Here is a 22218-nt window from a genome sequence, read left to right on the forward strand (position 1 = left end):
CCGTCCGAACGGCACTGCCCGTGTCCTCCCCCTGAACCACCCGGCACCCGCGCTCACCGGTGCGTATGCCACGCAGTCAGAACGCCAGTCCCACCCTGGAACAAGGAGTAGTGGAATGCGCATCACCCGCACCGTCGCCGACCGGAGCCGCAGAGCCGCGGTTCTGGCCACCACGGGGCTGACAGCCTCGGCCCTGTTGCTGACCGGCTGCAGCAGCGACTCGGATTCATCGGGCAGCACGGGCCCCGATGCGAACGGGAAGGTCACGCTGACCGTCGCCGACTTCGGGCAGTTCGGCTACAAGGAAGCCGGTCTCTTCGCCAAGTACCACGAGCTGCACCCGAACATCACGGTCAAGGAAGACGTCACCTCCGACGAGAAGGTCTACTACCCCAAGCTGCTCCAGCAGTTGAACTCGGGCAGTGGTCTCGCCGACGTCCAGGGCATCGAGGTCGGCCGGATCAAGGAGATCGTCGACACCAAGGCGAACGCCTTCGCCGACCTCAGCAAGGTGATCAACGTCGACGACTGGGTCTCCTGGAAGGAGAAGCAGGCCACCACGCCCGACGGCGCGGTGATCGGCGCGGGCACCGACATCGGTCCGATGTCGCTCTGCTACAACACCGACCTCTTCAAGAAGGCCGGCCTGCCGACCGACCGCGAGGAGGTCGCCAAGAAGCTCTCCGGCGGCTGGGAGGACTACCTCAAGCTCGGTGAGGAGTACAAGAAGAAGGCCCCCGCGGGCACCTACTTCATGGACTCCGCGAGCGCCATGTTCAACGCCGTGGTGAGCTCGAACGCGAAGCAGTACTACGACGAGAGCGGCAAGCCGGTCTACAAGGACAGCCCCAGCGTCAAGCAGGGCTGGAACCTGGCCGCCGAGGCGGCGTCCAAGAAGCTGACGCAGGGCCTCGCCCAGTTCAACGACCCGTGGAAGGCCGCCCTGCGCAAGGGCACCGTCGCCACCGTGGCCTGCCCCGCGTGGATGGCCGGTCAGATCTCCGTCAACGCCGGTGACGCCAACAAGGGCAAGTGGAACATCACCACCGCGCCCGGTGCGACCGCCGCCAACTGGGGCGGTTCGTTCCTCGCCGTGCCCAAGTCCGGCAAGAACGTCGACGAGGCCACCAAGCTCGTCAAGTGGCTGACCGCCCCCGAGCAGCAGGCCGCCGTCTTCAAGGCGATCGGCAGTTTCCCGTCCAACAAGGGCGCGTACGACCTGCCCGACGTGAAGGACGCGAAGCTGGAGTACTTCAACGACGCGCCGATCGGACAGATCTACGCCGACGAGGCCAAGTCGATCCCCGAGACGGTGCTCGGCCCGAAGGACGGCGTCATCAAGGACACCATCTCCACCCAGATCAACAACATGGAGCAGCGCGGCACCAGCCCGGACGACGCGTGGAAGGCGGCGACCAGCGCGATCGACAAGGCGATCGGCTGACCGTCGCCGGTGCGGGCGGCCCCCAGGAGCCGCCCGCTCCGGCACGCGCGCCCCCGTCATCGGCCGCGCCCCCCGTCATCGGCCCAGCCCCCGGCCCACGCCCGCCCCTTACCCGGGCGACCCCGTTACTCAGGGAAGGACTCCCGCCCGTGGCCACCTCGACTCCCACCCGGGACTCATACGCACCGCCACCCTCCGGCGGCTCCCCGCACGCGTCGGTGCCGTCCCGCCGACGGGCCTGGCGGAGCCGGCTGTGGCGGTTCGACGACAAGGCGTCGCCGTACGCCTACATCGCTCCGTTCTTCCTCGTCTTCGGCGCCTTCGGGCTCTATCCGCTGCTCTACACCGGATGGATCGCCCTGCACCGGGTGGAGATGACCGGCCTCGACCGGATGGAGTGGGTCGGCTGGGACAACTTCGACAAGATCCTGCACGACGCGGAGTTCTGGACGGCGGTCGGCAACACCTTCCTGATCGGGGTCATGTCGACGGTCCCGCAACTGCTGGTCGCGCTCGGCCTGGCCCATCTGCTGAACTACCGGCTGCGTGCCAGCACCTTCTGGCGGACGGTCATCCTCACCCCGTACGCCACTTCCGTGGCCTCCGCGGCCCTCGTCTTCGCCCTGGTCTTCCGGGCCGACGGCGGACTGCTCAACTGGGCACTGCACTTCGTCGGCCTCGGCGACACCAACTGGGCCAACGGCCACTGGACCTCGAAGATCGCCATCTCCGTCATCGTGATCTGGCGCTGGACGGGCTACAACACCCTGATCTACCTGGCCGCCATGCAGGCCGTACCGAGCGATCTGTACGAGGCCGCGTCGCTGGACGGCGCGTCGCGCTGGCAGCAGTTCCGCAAGGTGACCATCCCCTCGCTGCGGCCCACGATCCTCTTCACGATCGTCATCTCGACCATCGGTTCCATGCAGCTGTTCGGTGAGCCCCTGCTCCTGGAGGGCGGCACGCTCGGAGCCACCGGAGGCAACGAGAATCAGTACGAGACGCTCAGCGTCTACCTCTACAACTACGGCTGGAACCTCGGGCACCTCGGCCCGGCCGCCGCAGTGGCCTGGGCGATGCTCGCCCTCCTGCTGATCATCGCCGCGGTCAACTGGCTCATCGGCCGCTTCGTACGCACATCCGCGGTCTGACCGGGAGCGATTTCCATGACCATGACCAGCCCCACCACAGCCCCGGAACTCGGCATCCCGCAGTCGGTCCAACGGGCGACGCGGCGCCCCACCCGCTTCAGGCCGGGCGCGGGCAAACAGTTGCAGGGCGGCCCGTTCGCCTACATCGCCCTGGCCGTCGTCGGCATCGGCTCGCTCCTTCCGCTCTACTGGACCCTGGTGGCCGCGTCCCACACGCAGGACGAAGTGCTCGCCACCACACCGCCGTTCCTGCCCGGCGGGCGGCTGCTGCGCAACCTCGACGCCGCCTGGAACCAGGCACACCTCGGCAAGGCGATCGTCAACAGCGTCATCGTCTCCAGCTGCATCACGGCGGCGACGCTCTTCTTCTGCACGCTGGCCGGCTACGCCTTCGCCAAGATGCGCTTCAAGGGCCGCGGTGCGCTGATGACCGGGGTCATCGCCACGCTCACGATCCCGCCGCAGCTCAGCGTCGTCCCGCTGTTCATGATGATGTCCGACATCGGCTGGGGCGGAAAGCTGGAGTCGGTGATCTTCCCGACCCTGGTCAGCGCGTTCGGCGTGTTCTTCATGCGGCAGTACCTGAGCGAGGCGCTGCCCTACGAACTCATCGAGGCCGCCAAGATCGACGGCGCCAACAACTTCCGCATCGTGCGCAGCGTGGTCCTCCCGGTGGCCCGCCCCGCGATGATGGTGCTGGGGATGCTCACCTTCGTACAGGCCTGGAACGACTTCTTCTGGCCCTACCTCGCCCTCAACCAGCAGAACCCCACGCTCCAGGTGGCCCTCGGTCAGCTGAGCGCCTCCTACACCCCCGACCAGAGCATCGTGATGGCCGGTGCGCTGATCAGCACCCTGCCGCTGCTCGTGGTCTTCCTGATCTTCGGCAAGCAGATCGTCGGAGGGATCATGTCCGGCGCCGTCAAGGGCTGACCGGGCGTCATCCGCCCCACCCCGGACGCTCCGTACGGCCTGTCTTCCGACCGCGGGCCGTACGGCCCGGAGCTCCACCCCCTCACCTGCCCCTGTCCGTCCACTCCTGGGAGCGCTCCCGCATGACTGCTGTACGACCCGACATCGCCCCGAAGCAGGCACCCGAGGCAGCGGACTTCCCGACCGGTTTCGTCTGGGGAGCGGCCACCGCCGCCTACCAGGTCGAGGGCGCCGCGGCCGAGGGCGGCCGCACCCCCTCCATCTGGGACACCTTCAGCCGCACTCCGGGCAAGGTCCGCAACGGTGACACCGGAGACATCGCCGCCGACCACTACCACCGTTACCGCGACGACGTGGCGCTGATGAAGCAGGTCGGCCTGAAGGCCTATCGCTTCTCCGTCTCCTGGTCCCGGGTGCAGCCCACGGGCCGCGGCCCCGCCGTCGAACGCGGACTGGACTTCTACCGCAGGCTCGTCGACGAGCTCCTGGAAGCGGGCATCGCGCCCGTCGCCACCCTCTACCACTGGGACCTGCCCCAGGAGCTGGAGGACGCCGGCGGCTGGCCCCAGCGGGTGACCGCCGAGCGCTTCGCCGACTACGCCGCCATCATGGCCGACGCCCTCGGCGACCGCGTCACGACCTGGACCACCTTCAACGAGCCGTGGTGTTCGGCCTTCCTCGGTTACGGCTCCGGCGTGCACGCACCCGGCCGCACCGAGCCGGCCGCCGCCCTGCGCGCGGCCCACCATCTCAACCTCGCCCATGGCCGGGCGATCGAGGTTCTGCGCGACCGACTCCCCGCTGACGCGCAGACCTCGGTCACCCTCAACCTCCACCAGGTCCGCCCGCTGACCGGCAGCGAGGCCGACATGGACGCGGCCCGCCGGATCGACGCGGTGGGCAACCGGGTCTTCACCGGCCCGATGCTGCGCGGCGCGTACCCCGAGGACCTGATCGCCGACACCTCGCACCTGGTGGACTGGTCGACGCTGGTCCGGGACGGCGACCTGGCCGCCATCTCCCGGCCGATCGACGTCCTCGGCGTCAACTACTACACGCCGACGCTGGTCTCCACGCCCGCCGACGGCTGCGGCGACTCGCGCGACGACGGCCACGGCAACAGCGACCACTCGCCGTGGCCCGGCTCCGAGCACGTCGCCTTCCACCTCTCCGAGGGCAAGAAGCGCACCGCGATGAACTGGGCGATCGACCCCGACGGGCTGTACGACCTGCTCGTCGACGTCTCCCGCGAAAACCCCGGCCTGCCGCTGATGGTCACCGAGAACGGCGCGGCCTTCGACGACTACGTCTCGCCCGAGGGCCGGGTGGAGGACCCCGAGCGGATCGACTACCTGCGCGGCCATCTCGACGCCGTACGACGGGCCGTGGCCGACGGGGCGGACGTCCGCGGCTACTTCCTGTGGTCCCTGATGGACAACTTCGAGTGGGCGTACGGGTACTCCAAGCGCTTCGGCGCCGTCTATGTCGACTACGCCACGCAGCGCCGCATCCCCAAGGCGAGTGCCCACTGGTACGCCGACGTCATCCGCCGCCACGCACTGCCCCCCGTCACCCACCTCGGCTGAGCCGACCGGCACACGCCCCCTCCCGAGACCCGGCCGTCCGTGCCGGGTCTCCGTCGTTTCCCGCCGGCTTTGGCGGTCGCGGACCCCGATATGCCGTCCCCGTAGAATGGGAGCGCTCCCATATTCGATGCTGCGGAAAGGCCGCCGGGCCCGGACGAGTGTCAAGGGAGCCGACACCAGGACTTGGTTCGGATATCCGACTGTGAGAAATTGACCGCGAACGGGAGGCAGCCATGGCGGCAGCGCGAGTACGGAGCGGCGGGCGGCCCACGCTCGAAGAGGTCGCGGCACGGGCGGGGGTGGGGCGGGGGACGGCCTCACGGGTCATCAACGGCTCCCCGCGGGTCAGCGCGCACACCCGCGAGGCGGTGGAGGCGGCCGTCGCCGAGCTGGGCTACGTGCCCAATCGCGCGGCCCGCGCGCTCGCGGGAAACCGTACCGACGCCATCGCCCTCGTCGTGCCCGAGCCGGAGACCCGCTTCTTCGCCGAGCCGTACTTCTCCGACATCGTCCGCGGTGTCGGTGCGGCGCTCGCCGACACCGACATGCAGTTGCTGCTCACCCTCGTCGGCAACGACCGCGAGCGCCGACGGCTGGCCCAGTACCTGACCGCGCACCGCGTCGACGGTGTGCTGCTGGTCTCCGTCCACGCCGACGACCCGCTGCCGGACCTGCTGGAACAGCTCGGCATGCCGGCCGTGATGAGCGGCCGCAGGTCCGCCTCCGAATCGCTCGCCTCGGTCGACTCCGACAACTTCGAGGGTGCCCGCGCCGCCGTCGACCACCTGATCGCCCGGGGCCGCCGCTCCATCGCCACGATCACCGGGCGTCTCGACGTCTACGGTGCCCGGCGCCGGCTCGACGGCTACCGCAAGGCGGTCTCCGAGGCCGGTCTCCCCGACGAGCAGTTGATCGCCCGCGCCGACTTCAGCGAGGAGAGCGGTGCTCGGGCCATGCGCGAGCTGCTCGCCCGCCGCCCCGACGTCGACGCGGTCTTCGCCGCCTCCGACGTCATGGCCGCGGGAGCTCGCCAGGTGCTCCGCGAGGCCGGCCGGCGCATCCCGGACGATGTGGCCCTCATCGGCTTCGACGACTCGGCCGTGGCCCGTCACATGGACCCGGCGCTCACCAGCGTGCGCCAGCCGATCGAGGAGATGGGCCGCACGATGGCCCGTGTACTGCTCCAGGAGATCGCCGGCGAGAACCAGGAGCGTCCGCAGATCGTGCTCCCCACGGAACTGATCGTCCGCGACTCCTCGTGACTGCCGTCACACGGCTGCCCGGTGAGGGGGGCTCAGACATGGGAAGGGCCCCGGTCATCGACCGGGGCCCTTCCCATCAGGGTGAGTAACGGGACTCGAACCCGCGACATCCTGGACCACAACCAGGTGCTCTACCATCTGAGCTATACCCACCATGCCCGGTCTTTTCTGACCGGCCGAGAAAAAGTGTACAGGGTCCGAGAGGGTGCTCGCGCCCCCATTGTTCAGCCGCCGGTCCCAGCCCCCGAAAGGCCTATGACCAGCGGCTTCACAAGGACCTACGGCGTGGGCGGCGCGACGTGCGCCGCGATCGCCTTGGCGCGCTCCGAGTCCGGACCGGGCTGCGGTACGAAGATCGCCTCGCGGTAGTAGCGCAGCTCCGTGATGGAGTCACGGATGTCCGCGAGCGCCCGGTGGTTGCCGTTCTTCTCCGGACTGTTGAAGTACGCCCTCGGGTACCAGCGGCGCGCCAGCTCCTTGACCGAGGACACATCGACGATCCGGTAGTGGAGGTAGCCCTCCAGGGCCGCCATGTCCCGCGCCAGGAAACCTCGGTCGGTGGAGACCGAGTTTCCGCAGAGCGGGGCCCTGCCGGGCTCCTTCACGTGCTCGCGGACATAGGCCAGCACCTGGGCCTCGGCGTCGGCCAGGGTGGTGCCCCGGGCCAGCTCGTCGAGGAGGCCCGAGGCGGTGTGCATCTGGCGCACCACCTCGGGCATCGTCTCCAGGGCCGTGTCCGGCGGGCGGATCACGATGTCCACCCCTTCGCCGAGCACGTTCAGCTCCGAGTCGGTGACCAGTGCGGCCACCTCGATGAGTGCGTCTTCCGTCAACGAGAGCCCGGTCATCTCGCAGTCGATCCACACCATGCGGTCGTTCATGGCCCCACCCTACGGGGCACTCCGCTGACCCGGCAGGGTCGGGCGTCCGGCGGAGTACGCGTCGGGTCCCGGTTTGCCGTGCTCCGGCTGCCCCGTCCCGACCGCCGCCGACGTCACGACATGCGGCCCCGGAGGGGCGGCCGCGGCCGTGGCACGACGGCCCGCCGAGGAGCCCTGGGCGGGCACGACCGGCTCGATCGTCGCGGTGACCGGCTCCGCGCCGCCGCCCTGTGGACGACGGGCCCGGTAGGCGGCCCGGTACGCGGCGGGGGAAGAGCCCAGCTGGCGCCGGAAGTGCCCGCGCAGCGCGACCGGCGAGCGGAAGCCGCAGCGGCCCGCGACCTCGTCGACCGAGTACTCGGACGTCTCCAGCAGGCGCTGTGCCTGCAGCACCCGCTGGGTGATCAGCCACTGGAGCGGTGCGCTGCCGGTGAGCGAGCGGAACCTGCGGTCGAAGGTCCGCCTGCTCATGTAGGCGCGCGCGGCCAGCGTCTCCACGTCGAACTGCTCGTGGAGATGCTCCAGCGCCCAGGCCACGACCTCGGCGAGCGGGTCGGAGCCGATCTCCTCAGGTAAAGACCTGTCGAGGTAGCGCTCCTGCCCGCCACTGCGCCGCGGCGGCACGACCAGCCGACGGGCCAGTGCCCCGGCGGCCTCCGTGCCGTGGTCCGTGCGGACTATGTGCAGGCAGAGATCGATCCCGGCCGCCGTCCCGGCGGAGGTGAGCACGTCGCCGTCGTCGACGAAGAGCTCGCGCGGGTCGACGTGCACCGACGGATAGCGCTTGGCCAGCGTCGGCGCGTACATCCAGTGCGTGGTCGCCGGGCGGCCGTCCAGCAGGCCGGCGGCGGCGAGCACGAACGCCCCGGTGCACAGCCCGACGATGCGGGCCCCCTCTTCATGCGCGCGGCGCAGCGCGTCCAGCGCCTCCGCGGGCGGCGGCGAGGTGATCGAACGCCAGGCGGGCACCACGACGGTGCCGGCCCTGCTGATCGCCTCCAGCCCGTAGGGCGCGGTGAGTTCGAGTCCCCCGGTGGTCCGCAGCGGCCCCTCTTCCCCGCCGCAGACGAGGAGTCGGTAGCGCGGAACTCCCGCGTCCTGTCGGTCGATTCCGAACACGGAGAGCGGGATCGAGCTCTCGAAGATGGGGCCGCCGCTGAACAGCAGCACGGCGACGACTTCCCGTCGTCGTCGTCCACTGAGCTTCCGTACAGCCTCCGTTGCGGCGGCGGAGTCCTGGCTCATGACGCTAAGCCCCCCTCGGTGTTCGCGTCTTTCTGGTCCTTACGGGCCTGTCGCTCCTGCACTTTTCCCCTCGGTCCTGCACGAGTCCCCAGTCTTCGATACCCAAGATCGAATCTACTGCGTCCCGTGGTGCCGGCGTGACAAGTTCACCAACCGGCGTTATGTCGACAAGGCAACTTGGCGGGAAGCATTCGATCACGAAGGGTTTCACTCGGCGGCCGTGCAGGGAAGTGCGCCTCGCCTTGATGGCCCAACCCCGTCGGGTAGAAGCGTACCGCGCGGTCTCTTCCTGCCTGGTGGCAAGGGGGTTGATCGGCCAATTCGGCAAGGATGCGACAGGGGTATGAAGTTGGCTGAAAATAGATGGTTGTGCGTACGTGATTCAGTCAGTCGACCGGCGCACAACCGTGATGAGTGGTTGCTTCTTTGCGCCCCTCGGCAGGTGGGCGGCCGATCGCGGGGAGTGGCGCGGCGGCCTCGCCGGGCAGCTGAATCCTGCCCGACGGACCGACATGCGCCCCCGGTCGGGCGGCGGGCTCCGGGCGGGGCGGGCGGGCCGGGGTGACGCCGGGGTGACTGCCGGGGTCGGATCGCGGGGCCGACGGTCGAGGGTGGAGCGGTGATCCAATCCGGGTGCGCGGCGGCTGCGCGGTGCGGCGGAGGGAGTGACGGACGGGGGCCCGCCGGTCACCCGGCGGAGCCGTCCGGGCCCGGCGTCGTCGATGTACCGCGCAACCGGCATTGCCATACGGGTCCGCCTCGGGCATGCTCCGTGAAACGTCGCGCGCGCTTTGCGCGGGTCTGGGCAGTGGAGGAGTGGCGCCGTACCCTTGGGGGTAAGGGGTTGGGAAGATGATTCCCGGACACCGCAACACCGCCCGCTGACGCACCTTCCCCAAGTCGCTCTCCTCACGAGGACTCTCTTCGCCGAGACACCGATGGCCGGTCACGAAATCCCCGAACCCGCCGACCGCAAGCAGGTAGCCGACCCCATGTCGGACCCGCAGGCGGTCGAAGAGACACGTCATTCCTGCGATCCAGCCTTCCGGCATGGGGTCGTGGTCGGCTTCGACGGCTCGACCTCCAGTGAGCGCGCCCTCGCCTACGCCATCGGCATGGCCCGAAGATCAGGTTCCGGCTTGATCATCGTCCATGTCGCCAATCGGCTGCCGACCACGGTCTGGGCAGGCTGCGAGCCGCCCGTCTTCGTCGACGTGCCCGATCACCGCACCGAGGTGCTCGGCCTGGAGCTCGCCTGTGCGGACTACCTCTCCGAGGTTCCCTGGGTGCTCGTCGAGCGCGGCGGGGACATCTGTCACGAGTTGGAGGAAGTCGGCCGGGAGTACTCGGCGGACGCCATCGTCGTCGGCTCCACGCACGGCATCGCCGGCCGCATCTTCGGCTCGGTGGCGGGGCGGCTCGCGCGTCGCGCGCAGCGGCCGGTCGTCGTCATTCCCTGACTGTTCCGCGTCCCGGCGGTCCCTGTCGCCACCCCTGTCACCGGGGTGGCTTTCTTCGCCGACGTGGCGTCAACTCGCCTGTGGAAACCGGCAATCCATTGCCGCGCACAGGTGGATTGTGCGCTTGTGAAGGGTACATAAGCCTCATTGGGAAGCAGGATCACCGCAGGTGAAGGGAGCCCGCCGTGGACAATGACGTCTCTGCGGGAAGCACAAGCACCGCTGCCCTCGGCCATCTCGCCCTGGGGCTCACCCTGTTGGGGTTCGGTATCGGTCACACCGGGGCCGTGGACGGCGTGACGGCGGCCGACGCCGTCTCGCTCGCGCTCTACGTCGGCGGTATCGCCCTGTTCGTCGCCGGACTCCTCGAGTTCCGCGCGGGCAGCGGCTTCACCGGCACGGCCTTCGCCGGACTCGGCGCCTTCTGGTTCGCCTGGGGCACCGGCGCGGGCGTCCATGTCTCCAGCCACGCGGCAGGGCTGTTCCTGCTGCTCTGGGCCCTGTTCGCACTCAGCCTGACCCTCGGGGCGGCCGGCGGCGGTCTGCTCGGCCAGGGGATGTACGCACTGCTCTTCCTGGCCCTCCTGCTCCTGGGCGTGGGGCGGCTCGCGGGCAGCGGGAGCCTGGCCGAGGCGGGCGGCTGGTTCGCCGCGGTGTCCGGCCTCGCCGCCTGGTACCGGGCTACGGCGGCCCTGGCCCACTGGCCCACGGCACTGCCGGGGCGCGCTGCCGGCCGGGGGGTGACGGCCACCGGCTGAGGCGGCGGCCGGGCCGGTGCGCAAGGGGTTCTTGTCCGGACCGGGCCGGACCGGCACGCGGGTCCGGCGCCGGGGCACGCGAGCCCGGCGGGACCGGGACGAGAGGCCTCTGGGGCAGGCAGCGGCCCGCACGGGAGCGGTCCCGCACCCACGACGGCGGTGGGTGCGGGGCCGCTCTGCCGGGTACGGCCCGTGCGGGCCGCTACTCGACGGTGACGGACTTCGCCAGGTTGCGCGGCTTGTCGATGTCACGGCCCATGGCCAGCGCCGTGTGGTACGCGAAGAGCTGGAGCGGGATGCCCATCAGGATCGGGTCCAGCTCGTTCTCGTTCTTCGGCACGACGATGGTGTGGTCGGCCTTCTCCTGGACCTGGTGGGCGACGGCGAGGATGCGGCCGCTGCGGGCCTTGATCTCCTCCATCGCGGCGCGGTTCTTCTCCAGCAGATCGTCGTCGGGCACGATCGCGACCGTCGGCATCGCGGGCTCGATCAGCGCCAGCGGCCCGTGCTTCAGTTCGGAGGCGGGGTACGCCTCCGCGTGGATGTACGAGACCTCCTTGAGCTTCAGCGAGGCCTCACGGGCGACGGGGTAGCCGCGTACCCGGCCGATGAACATCATCGACTTGGCGTCCGCGTACTGGGCCGCCATCTCCTTGATCTCGTCCTCGTTCGCCAGGATCTCGCTGATCTGGGCGGGCAGCCTGCGCAGTCCGTCGATGATCCGCTTGCCGTCGGCGACCGACAGATCGCGGATCCGGCCCAGGTGCAGGGCGAGCAGCGCGAACGCGACGACCGTGTTCGTGAAGCACTTGGTGGAGACGACACAGACCTCGGGGCCGGCGTGGACGTACGTACCGCCGTCGGCCTCCCGGGCGATCGCCGAACCCACCACGTTGACGACACCGAGCACCCGGGCGCCCTTGCGCTTGAGCTCCTGGACGGCGGCCAGCACGTCGTACGTCTCACCGGACTGGGAGACCGCGACATACAGCGTGTCCGGGTCGACGACCGGGTTGCGGTAGCGGAACTCCGAGGCGGGCTCGGCGTCCGCGGGGATACGGGCCAGCTCCTCGATCAGCTGCGCGCCGATCTGGCCCGCGTGGTACGAGGTGCCGCAGCCCAGGATCTTGATCCGGCGGACCCCGCGCGCCTCCCGGGCGTCCAGGTTGAGCCCGCCCAGGTGCACGGTGGCGAAACGGTCGTCGATCCGGCCGCGAAGCACCCGGTCGACGGCGTCGGCCTGCTCGGAGATCTCCTTGTGCATGTACGTGTCGTGGCCGCCCATGTCGTACGACTCGGCCTCCCACTCCACGGTGGTCGGCGTGGCCGTCGTGGACGAACCCTCCGTCGTGTACGTACGGAAGTCGTCGGCCTTGAGGGTGGCCATCTCGCCGTCGTCGAGGGTGACGACCTGACGGGTGTGGGCGACCAGCGCGGCGACGTCGGAGGCGACGAACATCTCCTTCTCGCCGATGCCGAGGACGACCGGGGAGCCGTTGCGGGCGACCACGATGCGGTCGTTGAAGTCGGCGTGCATGACGGCGATGCCGTACGTGCCCTCGACCGAGCGCAGCGCCTCGCGGACCTTCTCCTCCAGGGTGTCCGCCTGGGCACGGGCGATCATGTGGACCAGCACCTCGGTGTCGGTCTCGGAGAGGAAGACGACTCCGTCGGCGACGAGCTTCGCACGCAGCTCGTCGGCGTTGTCGATGATGCCGTTGTGGACGACGGCGACCCTGTTGTCGGCGTCCAGGTGCGGGTGCGCGTTCTCGTCGCTCGGAGCGCCGTGAGTGGCCCAGCGGGTGTGGGCGATACCGGTGGTGCCGGTGAAACGCTTGGGGACGCGGGCCTCCAGCTCGCGGACCCGGCCCTTCGCCTTGACCATCTTCAGGGCGGCGGGCTTCCCGGCCGACGCCTTGCCGGTGATGACGATGCCCGCGGAGTCGTAACCCCGGTACTCCAGCCGCTGCAGCCCTTCCAGCAGCAGCGGGGCCACATCACGCTTCCCGATATACCCGACGATTCCGCACATAGAGTCTCTGCCCCTCCATCGACGTACCTGTGGTGCTCGTTGCTCAGCCGTAGACGATGCGGCGCAGCTGGCGGAGCGAGAGCTCCGGCGGCGCGACCGCCCGGTGCGGCAGCTCGGCCGCGATCTGCTCGAAGATCTCCGCGTTCACCAGGCCGCCGGACTGCAGTTCGCGGTGGCGGCGGCGGACGAAGTCATCGGTCGTCTCGTCGAAGTACGCCAGCACGTCGAGGACCACCCGGGCGGCCTCGCCGCGCTGGAGCGCGGTGCTGCGCACCAGGTGATCGATGAGGTCGTCATGCGACGAGCGGCGTTCGAGCACTCGTCGATATTGCGGTGGGCGGAGCACTTACGCAACAATTCTGCCCGATATCGGGCAGAGCTGGGTGTGATTGCGCTCTCGGGCGGGCTCGGAGGTGATCGATGAGTGCCTCAGGACGCCTCCGATTCACAGACGCTTCAGGACAGCCTGCTTGGCGGAGGTGAACTCGTCGTCGGTGAGGATCCCGGCCTGACGCAGCTCACCGAGCTCCCGCAGCCGGCGCAGCAGCGCATCGTGGTCGTCCGCGGGCGGTGCGGGGGCCGGCGTCGCCGGTCCGGCCGGAGCAGGGGCCGGGATCTCTGCGCGCCGTGCGGCTCCGGCCTCCTTCGTCGCCGCGCCCGGCAGCCGGACCAGTACCGCCGCCGCGACCAGTGCCGCGGTGTACTCCTTCTTGGACAGTCCCCACAGATCCAGCGAGTAAGGGTCGAACTCGGCCGCCGGGGCCGGAGCCGTGGCCGCACCCCGCACGAAGCGCAGATGCCCGTTCTCCAGGCCGATGGCGGGCATCCAGTGCACCCCGGTCACCTCCGACACCGGGAAGGCGACCGGGCCGGCCGAGCTCTTGACCTCCTTGGCCTTCCAGTTCCAGGTGAGGCGGACGGTCTCCCCGTCGAACGAGGCCGTGCCGTCCCCACCGCCCCCGGCCACCGGCACCGAGGGGCCCGGCAGCAGGAAGCCGTCCACCGGCCCGGTGGGCACCTGCTCGATCAGCAGGGCGCTGCGCACCTCCCCGACGAAGTACTCCGCTACTCCACCGCGGTCCTTCTCCACGGCCAGCTGGTACGGATCCGAGGCGTCCTTGAGCCTGCCCTCCGCGGCGCGCAGGACCGGGCACGCGCCGTCGCGCAGCCGCAGTCGCAGCCGGCCGCCCTTGCGGCCGGGTTCGAAGGAGATGCCCGCCAGGGCCCGGAGCGGGACGACTTGTTCGCCCAGCTCCTGCCGGAGGGGATGGATGCCCTTGCCTCCGCCCGGCACGATCCGCACCGTCTCGCCGTCGAACGTCCATGTCCCGTCGCGCTGGATTATTTCCGCCATGAGCCGGATTCTCTCAGCCGCAGAACGGGGAAGTGGTCTACACCTTGACCATCCGTGGGGCAGGCGATACGCATGGTGATGGTTCGGTCAGGAGATCCACAGGTGTGCACCCGTCGAAAGGGACCCGGCTTGTGAGGCTGCACAGGACACAGCGCATCGCTCTTCCCCGTCTTCTCGGCTCGCTGCTGCTCGTCACGGCGGCCGGCATCTCCAGTGTCGGCGCGGCGCCGCAAGGGCACGCGGCGAGCGGCGGGCCGACCACGGCCGCCACGCCCCGTCCGCTCGGGCAGATAGTGCCCGCCCCCGCCGAGGCGAAGCCCGGCGGCACGCCGTACACCATCACCGCGGACACCAGGATCCGCGTCGAGGGCGACTCCCGCGAGGCCCGGAAGATCGGTGACTACCTGGCGGGCGTGCTCCGCCCGTCCACCGGGTACGCCCTGCCGGTCACCGGCCGGGGCGGCGACGGTATCCGGCTCCGCCTCGACCCCCATGACAAAGGGACGGGTGCCGAGGGCTACACGCTGAAGTCGAACCGCGGCTCGGTCACCATCACCGCGCGCGGCCCGGCAGGGCTCTTCCACGGCGTCCAGACGCTGCGCCAGCTGCTCCCGGCCGACGTGGAGAAGGACAGCCGCCAGAAGGGCCCGTGGAAGGTCGCGGGCGGCACGGTCAAGGACGCGCCCCGATACGCGTACCGGAGCGCGATGCTGGACGTCTCGCGCCACTTCTTCTCCGTCGCCGAGGTCAAGCGCTACATCGATCAGCTTGCCCTGTACAAGATGAACAAGCTCCATCTGCACCTCTCCGACGACCAGGGCTGGCGCATCGCCATCGACTCCTGGCCGCGGCTCGCCACGTACGGAGGGCAGACCGAGGTCGGCGGGGGAGTCGGCGGCTACTACACGAAGAGCGACTACAAGGAGATCGTCCGGTACGCGTCCTCCCGCTATCTGGAGGTCGTGCCGGAGATCGACCTGCCCGGCCACACCAACGCGGCGCTCGCCTCGTACGCGGAGCTGAACTGCGACGGTGTCGCGCCGCCGCTCTACACCGGCACCAGCGTCGGTTTCAGCTCGCTCTGCGTCCCGAAGGCGGTCACGTACGACTTCGTGGACGACGTGGTCCGTGAGCTGGCCGCGCTCACCCCGGGGAAGTACCTCCACATCGGCGGCGACGAGGCGCACTCCACCAGCCACGCGGACTACGTGGCCTTCATGGACAAGGCGCAGACCATCGTCGGCACGTACGGCAAGACCGTGATCGGCTGGCACCAGCTGACCGGGGGCACGCCGGTCAAGGGCGCGGTCGCCCAGTACTGGGGCTACGACCAGACAGGCGCGGCCGAGCGCAAGCAGGTGGCGGACGCCGCCGTGAACGGCACGAAGCTGGTGCTGTCCCCGGCGGACCGGAGCTACCTCGACATGAAGTACGACAAGGACACCAAGCTGGGACTGGCCTGGGCCGGTTATGTCTCCACCCAGCGCTCCTACGACTGGAACCCGGCGACGTACCTGGACGGGGCCCCGGAGGGCTCCGTCCTCGGCGTCGAGGCGCCGCTCTGGTCGGAGACTTTGACCAACAGCGACGAGATCGAGCAGATGGCGTTCCCGCGCTTGCCCGGGGTGGCGGAGCTGGGGTGGTCGCCCGCCGCCACGCACGACTGGGAGACGTACAAGGTGCGGTTGGGCGCGCAGGGGCCGAGGTTCTCGGCGCTCGGCATCAACTACTACCGGGCTCCGCAGGTCCCCTGGGCCGCGGAGTGAGGTGACCGGGGTCGTGCGGCGACCGTCGGGTGACGCGTCGCCGGACGGCCCCGGTCTCACGGCCTCACGGCCTCGCGATCGGGTTCCGCAACGTGCCGACCAGCTGCAGTGCCCCCGACGGATCGGCCAGATCGACCATCTGCCGGTTGTTCCGCACCTGCAGCCGGTTCAGGCAGGACAGCGCGAACTCCTGTGTGAACATGTCGTACTGCTTGAACTTCTCGGCGAGACGCGGCACCGACTCCTGGTACCCGCTGACGCATTCCGCGACCGTCCGCCAGAACGTCTCCTCGTCGAGGACGCCCTCGCTCGCCAGCCCCGCGCCCAGGAAGCGCAGGAAGCAGTCGAAGACATCGGTGAGGACCGAGAGCAGCTTCATGTCCTCGGGTACCTCGGCCCGGATCCGCTCGACCCGTGGCGGCAGCACCGCGTCCGGGTCCATGACGGCGATCTCCTCGGCGATGTCCTTGAAGACCGTGCGCCGTACGACCCCGTCCTCGACGACCAGGATGACGTTCTCACCGTGCGGCATGAACACCAGGTCGTACGCGTAGAAGCTGTGCAGCACCGGCACCAGGTAGGCGTCCAGGTAGCGGCGCAGCCACACCGCGGGCGCCAGTCCGGACTCGGCGATCAGCGCGCCGGCGACGGAGTGGCCCTCGTGGTCGGTGTGGAGCAGCGAGGCCATGGTCGCGACCCGTTCGCCGGGGGCCAGGCCCGGAACGGGGCTCTCCCGCCACAGCGCGGCGAGCATCTTCAGATACGGGGAGCCCTTGGTGGTGGCCGCCTCGTACGTCCGGTGGTGGTAGCCGACGGCCGCCCGCTCCCGGATGATCGAGAAGCGGGCCTCGCGCAGCAGTTCGTCGCGCTCGATCAGCTCGGCCAGCCAGTCGTTGATCGCGGGGGTGGCCTCCATGTACGCGGCGGAGAGCCCGCGCATGAACCCCATGTTGAGGACGGACAGCGCCGTCTTCACGTAATGCCGCTTTGGCGCACTGGTGTTGAAGAAGGTACGGATGGACTGCTGGGCGAGATAGGTGTCCTCGCCCTCGCCCAGGCAGACCAGATGCCGCTGCGCGAGCTCCCCGGCGAAGGTGACGGCCAGCTTGTTCCACCACTGCCAGGGGTGGACGGGGATCAGCAGGTGGTCGTCGAGGTCGAGCCCGAGGCCGGACATCGTGGCGGCGAACCGGGCCAGGGTCTCCTCGCCCAGCTCGCCCGCGATCAGCGTTCCGTAGTCGAGCCCGGCGCCCGCGGTGAAGGTGGCGCGGTCGCGGCGGGCGGCGAGCCAGACCAGACGGACGCCGGACGCGGCCTCGGGGGCGTACGCCCGGTACTCGTCCACACCGAAGCCGAGCCGCCCGTTGTTGGCGACGAAGCAGGGGTGGCCCTCGGTCATGCCGGTCTCGATCGCCTGGAACCCGGCCCGCACCAGTTCGGCGGAGGTGACGGGAGGCTTGGTCAGCTTGTACGCGGTACCGGCCAGGGTGGCGGAGATCTCCTCCAGATAGACCGGCAGGATCTCCGCCGAGAGACCGAGTGCGCAGCGCAGCTCCACGAAGAACTCACCAGCATCCAGCGGGAGTTCGGAGCCGTGCCGGTGACGCGACAGGGAGTCCGGCTCGACCTGCCAGTGGTCGAGGGCGAAGAGCCGCGCGGTGAAGCGGTACTCGGTCGCCGCGTCGTCGCTGCGCACCGCGTAGCGGTCGCCGCCGAGCGGGGCGGGGGTCAGCAGCCGCTCGTGGCTGAACTCGGCGAGGGCCTTGCGGATCAGCAGCCGGTTGGCGGTGGCCCAGTGCTCCGGGGTGAGGTGGGCGACGCTGTCGATGGAGGCGGACATCAGGCCGGGCCTCCGGTCGCTGCGGCGAACTGTTCCCGTGTGCAGGCGCTGAGCAGGGCGTTCTTCTCCGGCTTGGCTATGTCACCCAGCACCTCGAAGCCCACCGCCTTGTTGAGCGCGTGCACCGCGCTGTTGCGCACATCGGGTTCGACGACCACCCGGCGTACGGACGGGTCGGCGAACAGCGTCCGCATCACGGCTGTGATCACACCCAGCGTGAAGCCGTGCAGCGGGGTGTCGGCCGGGGCGACCAGGAAGTGCATCCCGATGTCACCGGGCTCGGCCTCGTACAGCCCTTTGAGTTCGACCTCGGCGGGGTCGTACCGCTCCATCAGGAAGGCCGGCTCCCCGTCGTGCAGTCCGATGAAGGCGTCGTGGTGCGGGTGGGCGGCGATCGCCATGTACTCCCGCTCGACATCCTGGAGCTCCGCGTCGCCCATCAGCCAGAAGGCGGCCTTGGGGTGGGTGACCCAGCCGTGCACCAGCTCGGCGTCGGCGAGGGGGTCGAGGGCGCGGACAAAGAAGGTGCCGAGGGCGGTGTGCCCGGCGTCGGCACGGTTCTGCGGGCTCATACGGCGAACTCCTGGAAGGCGATGGACTTCTCGACGGGGTAGTACTCACGGCCGAGCAGCTCGCCGATGATGTACGCGTTGCGGTAGGCGCCCATGCCCAGGTCGGGTGAGGTGATCGAGTGGGTGTGCGTGCCCGCGTTCTGCAGGAAGACGCCGTGGCCGGTGGTGTCGACGGAGTAGTTGCGGGCCACGTCGAAGCGGCCCCGTCCGTCCCGGCGCAACCGGTCGTCGATGCCCTTGAGGAACGCGGGTGGGCGGTAGCGGTAGCCTGTGGCGAGGATCAGGCCCTCGGTGGTGAGGGTGTAGTCCTTGCCCTGCTCCTCCTGGTGCAGGCCCAGCGTGTACGTACCGCTGCTCTCGTCATGACTCACGGTGTTCAACGAGGAGTTGGTCAGCAGTCGGGTCGGCACCGGGCCGGGCAGGTTCTTCTGGTAGAGCAGGTCGAAGATCGCGTCGATCAGCTCGCCGTCGATGCCCTTGAAGAGGCTCTTCTGTCCGGACTCCAGCCGGTAGCGGGTCTCCTCGGGCAGGGCGTGGAAGTAGTCGACGTACTCTGGGGAGGTCATCTCCAGCGTCAGCTTGGTGTACTCCAGCGGGAAGAACCGGGGCGAGCGCGTCACCCAGTTCAGCCGGTAGCCGTGCACATCGATCTCGGAGAGCAGGTCGTAGTAGATCTCGGCCGCGCTCTGCCCGCTGCCGACGAGCGTGATGGACCTCTTCGCCTGAAGAGCCGCTTTCCCTTCCAGATAACGGGAGTTGTGCAGGTGGTCGCCCCCCAGTCCCTGGCAGGCGTCCGGGATGTACGGGGAAGTGCCGGTGCCCAGCACGAGCCGCGGGGCGCGGAAGACGTCGCCGGTGGCGGTGCGGACGGTGTAGAGCGTGCTGTCGTCGTCGTAGGTGACCGACTCGACGGTCTCCTCGAAGCGGACGCTGCTCAGTTTGGCGGCGGCCCAGCGGCAGTAGTCGTTGTACTCGGTCCGCAGCGGGTAGAAGTTCTCCCGGATGTAGAAGGAGTACAGCCGCCCGCGCTCCTTCAGGTAGTTCAGGAAGGAGTACGGCGACGTCGGGTCGGCCATCGTGACCAGGTCCGACATGAACGGCGTCTGGAGATGGGCGCCTTCGAGGAACATCCCGGAGTGCCATGCGAAGTCCGGCTTGGACTCCAGGAACACTCCGTTCAGTTCGTCGATCGGCTCGGTCAGACAGGCGAGCCCCAGATTGAACGGGCCGAGCCCGATCCCGATGAAGTCGTGGGGGCCGCGGGAATCACGGGGTTCAGGAAGCGCGGTCAAGGGAGTCTCCCAGGTACTGCTCGGCGTGGCCGGAGATCAGGTCGAGTACCGCGGCGATGTCCAGCGCGGTCGTTTCGGGGTTGAGCAGGGTGAACTTCAGGTACTGGCGGCCACCGACCTTCGTGCCGGCGACGACGGCCTCGCCGGAGGCGAAGAGCGCCTTGCGGGCGTGGAGATTGGCCCGGTCGATCTCGGTGGGCGCGGTGACGCCGGACGGGATGTAGCGGAACACCAGGGTGGAAAGCCGCGGCTCCACGACGACGTCGAAGCGCGGATCGGCGGCCAGCAGCCGCCAGCCCTCGGCGGCCAGGTCGCAGACCTCGTCGAAGAGCCGACCGACACCGTCGGCGCCCATCACGCGCAGCGTCATCCACAGTTTCAGCGCGTCGAATCTGCGGGTGGTCTGCAGCGACTTGTCCACCTGGTTGGGGATGCGTTCGGCGGCCATCCGCTGCGGGTTGAGGTACTCGGCGTGGTACGTGGCATGGCGCAGCGAGGCCCGGTCGCGGACCAGCACGGCGGACGAACTCACCGGCTGGAAGAAGGATTTGTGGTAGTCCACGGTGACGGAGTCGGCGTGCTCGATGCCGTCGAGGAGGTGTCGGCGCGTGGGCGAGGCGAGCAGCCCGCAGCCGTACGCGGCGTCGATGTGCAGCCAGGTGGAGAACTGCCGGCAGAGCGCGGCGATCTCGGGCAGCGGATCGATGGATCCGAAGTCGGTGGTGCCCGCGGTGGCGACGACCGCCATCGGCACGGCACCTTCGGCGACGCACTGTTCCAGGGCGCGGGCCAGCGCCACGGCCTGCATGCGCTTGTTCTGGTCGACGGGGACGGGGACGACCGAGTCCGGTCCGAGACCGAGGAGTTTCGCCGACTTCTGGACGCTGAAGTGGCTGCATTCCGAGGTGAAAACGCGCAGCCGGGTGAAGTGGTGGGGCGGCGTCTTGGCCTCCTCGCGGGCGAGCAGCAGGGCCTGCAGATTGGACTGCGTGCCGCCGCTGGTGAAGATGCCGTCGGCGGCCGGACCGAGCCCGATCCGCCCCGCGGTCCAGCCGATCAGACGGCGCTCGATCAGGGTGCCTCCGACGCTCTGGTCCCAGGTGTCCAGCGAGGAGTTGACGGCCGAGAGCACGGCCTCGCCGAGTACGGCGGGAATGACCACCGGGCAGTTGAGGTGACCCAGATAGCGGGGGTGATGGAAGTAGACGGCGTCTCGGAGGTAGACGCGGTCGAGCTCGTCGAGGGCGGCGGACGCATCGCCCAGTGGCCGGTCCAGATCGATCGCGTCAACGACGGGAGTGAGCTCGTCGACGGAGATACCGGTGAACGGCCGGTCCGTGGCGGCGAGTTTGGCTGCGACCCGTTCGACTCCTGCGGTCACGGAGCGCCGGTAGTGCTCCGCGGTCGTGTCGTTGAGCAGGTGCGAACGCATGAAGGGGTCCTCCCGGGTGCGGGGAAACTTCATCGGCCCTCAGGGCAGAAGGAGGGGCGAGGGCTCGATGTTGAAGTAAGGTTAGCCTAACCTAACTTCGCATCTTTGTTTCTCGCCCCCGCGGGACGCAGAGGTTGTCTGATTTCGCGTACGGGCGGCCGCTTCCGGTCGGCGGGCCGTGCGCGGCTCGCGGTCCGCGCGGCTCTGCTTCTGGGTGCGCGGCGGCCTGAGCGCCGGGGGCGCGCGACGGTCCGCGCGGCCGTGGCGGCGGCCTACTCGTCCGCGGCCGTCGCCGTCTCGCGCAGCTGCTCCTCGCTCATCCCACGCCGCCAGTACCCGACGAACGTCACGCGCCTGCGGTCGAACCGGCGTTCCTGCACGAGATGGCGGCGCAGTGCCCGTACTTGTGACGACTCACCCGCGATCCAGACGTACGGCGTCCCCTCGGGCAGCTCGGCCGCGCGGACGGCCTCCAGGGCGGAGGGTGCGCCCTCGTCCCGGACGAGCCAGCTGATCCGGGCCTTGGCCGCGGTGGTGAGGGCCTGGCGGTCCTCGGTGTGCTGGACCTCCAGCCAGACCCGGGCCCTCATTCCGGCAGGCAGCCACTCCAGGGCGGCGGACGCGGCGGGCAGTGCGGTCTCGTCTGCCCAGATCAGCACCCAGTCGGTGTCCTGCGGTGGGCGGAAGCGGACGGCGGTGTTGTCCTCGACGGCCGGGCCCAGCGCCTTGAGCGGAGCGCCGGGGGAAGCGGTGGTGGCCCAACGGCATGCGGGGCCGCCGTCCCCGTGCAGCGCGAAGTCGATGTCGATCTCGGTCGCCCCGTCGGGCGTCTGGCGCTGGGCGCGCACGGTGTACGAGCGAATGACGGCCCGTACGTTCTCCGGAAGGGCGCGCCAGGCGGCGAACCAATTGCCGTCGTGATCGACCGGAACGATTGGTTCCGCCTGGCCGGGGTGCGGCAGGAACAGCGACAGGCTCTGGTCGCGGCCCCCGGCGGCGAAGCCGTCCAGTCCCGGGCCGCCGAAGGTGACCCGGAGCATGGAGGGTCCGAGCCGCCGGGTCCGCAGGACGGTCAGGTCGAAGAACCGGAAGGGGCTGATGGGGGGTGCGACGGACGTCGTCATGCGGGGTCCTCCCAGGAACAGGAAGCGAAGCCGGGAATCGGCCGCCGGTGTGTTCGAAGGAAGGTTAGCCTAACCTCATTGAGTAT

The 22218-nt window shown here is 69.7% G+C and carries 18 protein-coding genes and 1 tRNA gene; 8 read left to right on the forward strand and 11 right to left on the reverse strand.

The features are described from left to right. The first annotated feature begins 115 nt into the window (after positions 1 to 115). The 5 genes from ACF1B9_RS10360 to ACF1B9_RS10380 all read left to right on the forward strand — a co-directional run bounded on the left by ACF1B9_RS10360 (position 116) and on the right by ACF1B9_RS10380 (position 6376). Entirely contained in the window at positions 116 to 1444 is a 1329-nt protein-coding gene (locus ACF1B9_RS10360; protein WP_391741049.1) for an ABC transporter substrate-binding protein, read from the forward strand. A gap of 149 nt (positions 1445 to 1593) precedes the next feature. Then, the gene (locus tag ACF1B9_RS10365) at positions 1594 to 2595 is read left to right on the forward strand and encodes a sugar ABC transporter permease (RefSeq protein ID WP_361448913.1); all 1002 of its coding nucleotides are present in this window, start codon (positions 1594 to 1596) and stop codon (positions 2593 to 2595) included. 15 nt (positions 2596 to 2610) lie between these two features. Further along, entirely contained in the window at positions 2611 to 3528 is a 918-nt protein-coding gene (locus tag ACF1B9_RS10370; protein ID WP_391741047.1) for a carbohydrate ABC transporter permease, read from the forward strand. 122 nt (positions 3529 to 3650) lie between these two features. Next, the gene (locus ACF1B9_RS10375; RefSeq protein WP_391741045.1) at positions 3651 to 5114 is read left to right on the forward strand and encodes a GH1 family beta-glucosidase; all 1464 of its coding nucleotides are present in this window, start codon (positions 3651 to 3653) and stop codon (positions 5112 to 5114) included. A 233-nt stretch (positions 5115 to 5347) separates the two neighbouring features. Continuing rightward, the gene (locus ACF1B9_RS10380) at positions 5348 to 6376 is read left to right on the forward strand and encodes a LacI family DNA-binding transcriptional regulator (protein ID WP_391741043.1); all 1029 of its coding nucleotides are present in this window, start codon (positions 5348 to 5350) and stop codon (positions 6374 to 6376) included. Between the two features lie 80 nt (positions 6377 to 6456). Here ACF1B9_RS10380 and ACF1B9_RS10385 read toward each other — a convergent pair. From ACF1B9_RS10385 to ACF1B9_RS10395, 3 genes are all read right to left on the reverse strand, one after another. Next, positions 6457 to 6529: transfer RNA gene (locus ACF1B9_RS10385), tRNA-His, on the reverse strand. A gap of 125 nt (positions 6530 to 6654) precedes the next feature. Then, a complete protein-coding gene (gene orn, locus ACF1B9_RS10390; protein WP_391741042.1) occupies positions 6655 to 7257 on the reverse strand; it encodes an oligoribonuclease in 603 nt (200 codons plus the stop codon). Between the two features lie 9 nt (positions 7258 to 7266). Further along, entirely contained in the window at positions 7267 to 8502 is a 1236-nt protein-coding gene (locus ACF1B9_RS10395) for a helix-turn-helix domain-containing protein (RefSeq protein ID WP_391741041.1), read from the reverse strand. A 938-nt stretch (positions 8503 to 9440) separates the two neighbouring features. Between ACF1B9_RS10395 and ACF1B9_RS10400 the strand changes: the two genes are divergently transcribed. Then, positions 9441 to 9962: a universal stress protein gene (locus ACF1B9_RS10400; RefSeq protein WP_266361344.1), complete on the forward strand. Its 522-nt coding sequence runs from the start codon at positions 9441 to 9443 to the stop codon at positions 9960 to 9962. 185 nt (positions 9963 to 10147) lie between these two features. After that, a complete protein-coding gene (locus ACF1B9_RS10405) occupies positions 10148 to 10720 on the forward strand; it encodes an acetate uptake transporter (RefSeq protein WP_391741040.1) in 573 nt (190 codons plus the stop codon). 202 nt (positions 10721 to 10922) lie between these two features. Here ACF1B9_RS10405 and glmS read toward each other — a convergent pair whose 3' ends face one another. The 3 genes from glmS to ACF1B9_RS10420 all read right to left on the reverse strand — a co-directional run bounded on the left by glmS (position 10923) and on the right by ACF1B9_RS10420 (position 14106). Next, positions 10923 to 12752 carry a glutamine--fructose-6-phosphate transaminase (isomerizing) gene (gene glmS, locus ACF1B9_RS10410; protein ID WP_351073242.1) on the reverse strand — a complete coding sequence of 610 codons (1830 nt, stop codon included), beginning with the start codon at positions 12750 to 12752 and terminating at the stop codon, positions 10923 to 10925. Between the two features lie 43 nt (positions 12753 to 12795). Then, entirely contained in the window at positions 12796 to 13071 is a 276-nt protein-coding gene (locus ACF1B9_RS10415) for a hypothetical protein (protein WP_391741038.1), read from the reverse strand. A 126-nt stretch (positions 13072 to 13197) separates the two neighbouring features. Continuing rightward, positions 13198 to 14106 carry a DUF4429 domain-containing protein gene (locus tag ACF1B9_RS10420; RefSeq protein ID WP_391741037.1) on the reverse strand — a complete coding sequence of 303 codons (909 nt, stop codon included), beginning with the start codon at positions 14104 to 14106 and terminating at the stop codon, positions 13198 to 13200. Positions 14107 to 14237: 131 nt separating this feature from the next. Between ACF1B9_RS10420 and ACF1B9_RS10425 the strand changes: the two genes are divergently transcribed. After that, complete coding sequence (locus ACF1B9_RS10425; protein ID WP_391741036.1) at positions 14238 to 15872, forward strand: beta-N-acetylhexosaminidase; 1635 nt, start codon at positions 14238 to 14240, stop codon at positions 15870 to 15872. Positions 15873 to 15936: 64 nt separating this feature from the next. Here the strand turns inward: ACF1B9_RS10425 and ACF1B9_RS10430 are convergent, their stop codons facing one another. The 5 genes from ACF1B9_RS10430 to ACF1B9_RS10450 all read right to left on the reverse strand — a co-directional run bounded on the left by ACF1B9_RS10430 (position 15937) and on the right by ACF1B9_RS10450 (position 22132). Then, positions 15937 to 17712: an IucA/IucC family protein gene (locus ACF1B9_RS10430; protein ID WP_391741034.1), complete on the reverse strand. Its 1776-nt coding sequence runs from the start codon at positions 17710 to 17712 to the stop codon at positions 15937 to 15939. After that, positions 17712 to 18284 (reverse strand): GNAT family N-acetyltransferase, encoded by a 573-nt coding sequence (locus ACF1B9_RS10435; protein ID WP_391741032.1) that lies wholly within the window; start codon positions 18282 to 18284, stop codon positions 17712 to 17714. The genes ACF1B9_RS10430 and ACF1B9_RS10435 overlap by 1 nt, the downstream gene beginning before the upstream one ends. Continuing rightward, entirely contained in the window at positions 18281 to 19576 is a 1296-nt protein-coding gene (locus ACF1B9_RS10440) for a lysine N(6)-hydroxylase/L-ornithine N(5)-oxygenase family protein (RefSeq protein ID WP_391741031.1), read from the reverse strand. The genes ACF1B9_RS10435 and ACF1B9_RS10440 overlap by 4 nt, the downstream gene beginning before the upstream one ends. After that, on the reverse strand, positions 19560 to 21008 hold the full coding sequence (locus tag ACF1B9_RS10445; RefSeq protein WP_391741030.1) for a pyridoxal phosphate-dependent decarboxylase family protein: 1449 nt from the start codon (positions 21006 to 21008) through the stop codon (positions 19560 to 19562). Before ACF1B9_RS10445 ends, ACF1B9_RS10440 begins: the two co-directional genes overlap by 17 nt. Positions 21009 to 21280: 272 nt before the next feature. Next, entirely contained in the window at positions 21281 to 22132 is an 852-nt protein-coding gene (locus ACF1B9_RS10450) for a siderophore-interacting protein (RefSeq protein ID WP_391741029.1), read from the reverse strand. Positions 22133 to 22218 lie beyond the last annotated feature (86 nt).

This window comes from Streptomyces sp. NPDC014727, assembly GCF_043083485.1.
Taxonomy (GTDB): domain Bacteria; phylum Actinomycetota; class Actinomycetes; order Streptomycetales; family Streptomycetaceae; genus Streptomyces.

What these genes read in the sequence shown, in the direction of transcription:
- ACF1B9_RS10360 (WP_391741049.1), top strand. Translation starts at nt 116, where the DNA reads ATGCGCATCACCCGCACCGTCGCCGACCGGAGCCGCAGAGCCGCGGTT.
- ACF1B9_RS10370 (WP_391741047.1), top strand. Translation starts at nt 2,611, where the DNA reads ATGACCATGACCAGCCCCACCACAGCCCCGGAACTCGGCATCCCGCAG.
- ACF1B9_RS10375 (WP_391741045.1), top strand. Translation starts at nt 3,651, where the DNA reads ATGACTGCTGTACGACCCGACATCGCCCCGAAGCAGGCACCCGAGGCA.
- ACF1B9_RS10380 (WP_391741043.1), top strand. Translation starts at nt 5,348, where the DNA reads ATGGCGGCAGCGCGAGTACGGAGCGGCGGGCGGCCCACGCTCGAAGAG.
- orn (WP_391741042.1), bottom strand. Translation starts at nt 7,257, where the DNA reads ATGAACGACCGCATGGTGTGGATCGACTGCGAGATGACCGGGCTCTCG.
- ACF1B9_RS10395 (WP_391741041.1), bottom strand. Translation starts at nt 8,502, where the DNA reads ATGAGCCAGGACTCCGCCGCCGCAACGGAGGCTGTACGGAAGCTCAGT.
- ACF1B9_RS10400 (WP_266361344.1), top strand. Translation starts at nt 9,441, where the DNA reads ATGGCCGGTCACGAAATCCCCGAACCCGCCGACCGCAAGCAGGTAGCC.
- glmS (WP_351073242.1), bottom strand. Translation starts at nt 12,752, where the DNA reads ATGTGCGGAATCGTCGGGTATATCGGGAAGCGTGATGTGGCCCCGCTG.
- ACF1B9_RS10420 (WP_391741037.1), bottom strand. Translation starts at nt 14,106, where the DNA reads ATGGCGGAAATAATCCAGCGCGACGGGACATGGACGTTCGACGGCGAG.
- ACF1B9_RS10430 (WP_391741034.1), bottom strand. Translation starts at nt 17,712, where the DNA reads ATGTCCGCCTCCATCGACAGCGTCGCCCACCTCACCCCGGAGCACTGG.
- ACF1B9_RS10435 (WP_391741032.1), bottom strand. Translation starts at nt 18,284, where the DNA reads ATGAGCCCGCAGAACCGTGCCGACGCCGGGCACACCGCCCTCGGCACC.
- ACF1B9_RS10445 (WP_391741030.1), bottom strand. Translation starts at nt 21,008, where the DNA reads ATGCGTTCGCACCTGCTCAACGACACGACCGCGGAGCACTACCGGCGC.
- ACF1B9_RS10450 (WP_391741029.1), bottom strand. Translation starts at nt 22,132, where the DNA reads ATGACGACGTCCGTCGCACCCCCCATCAGCCCCTTCCGGTTCTTCGAC.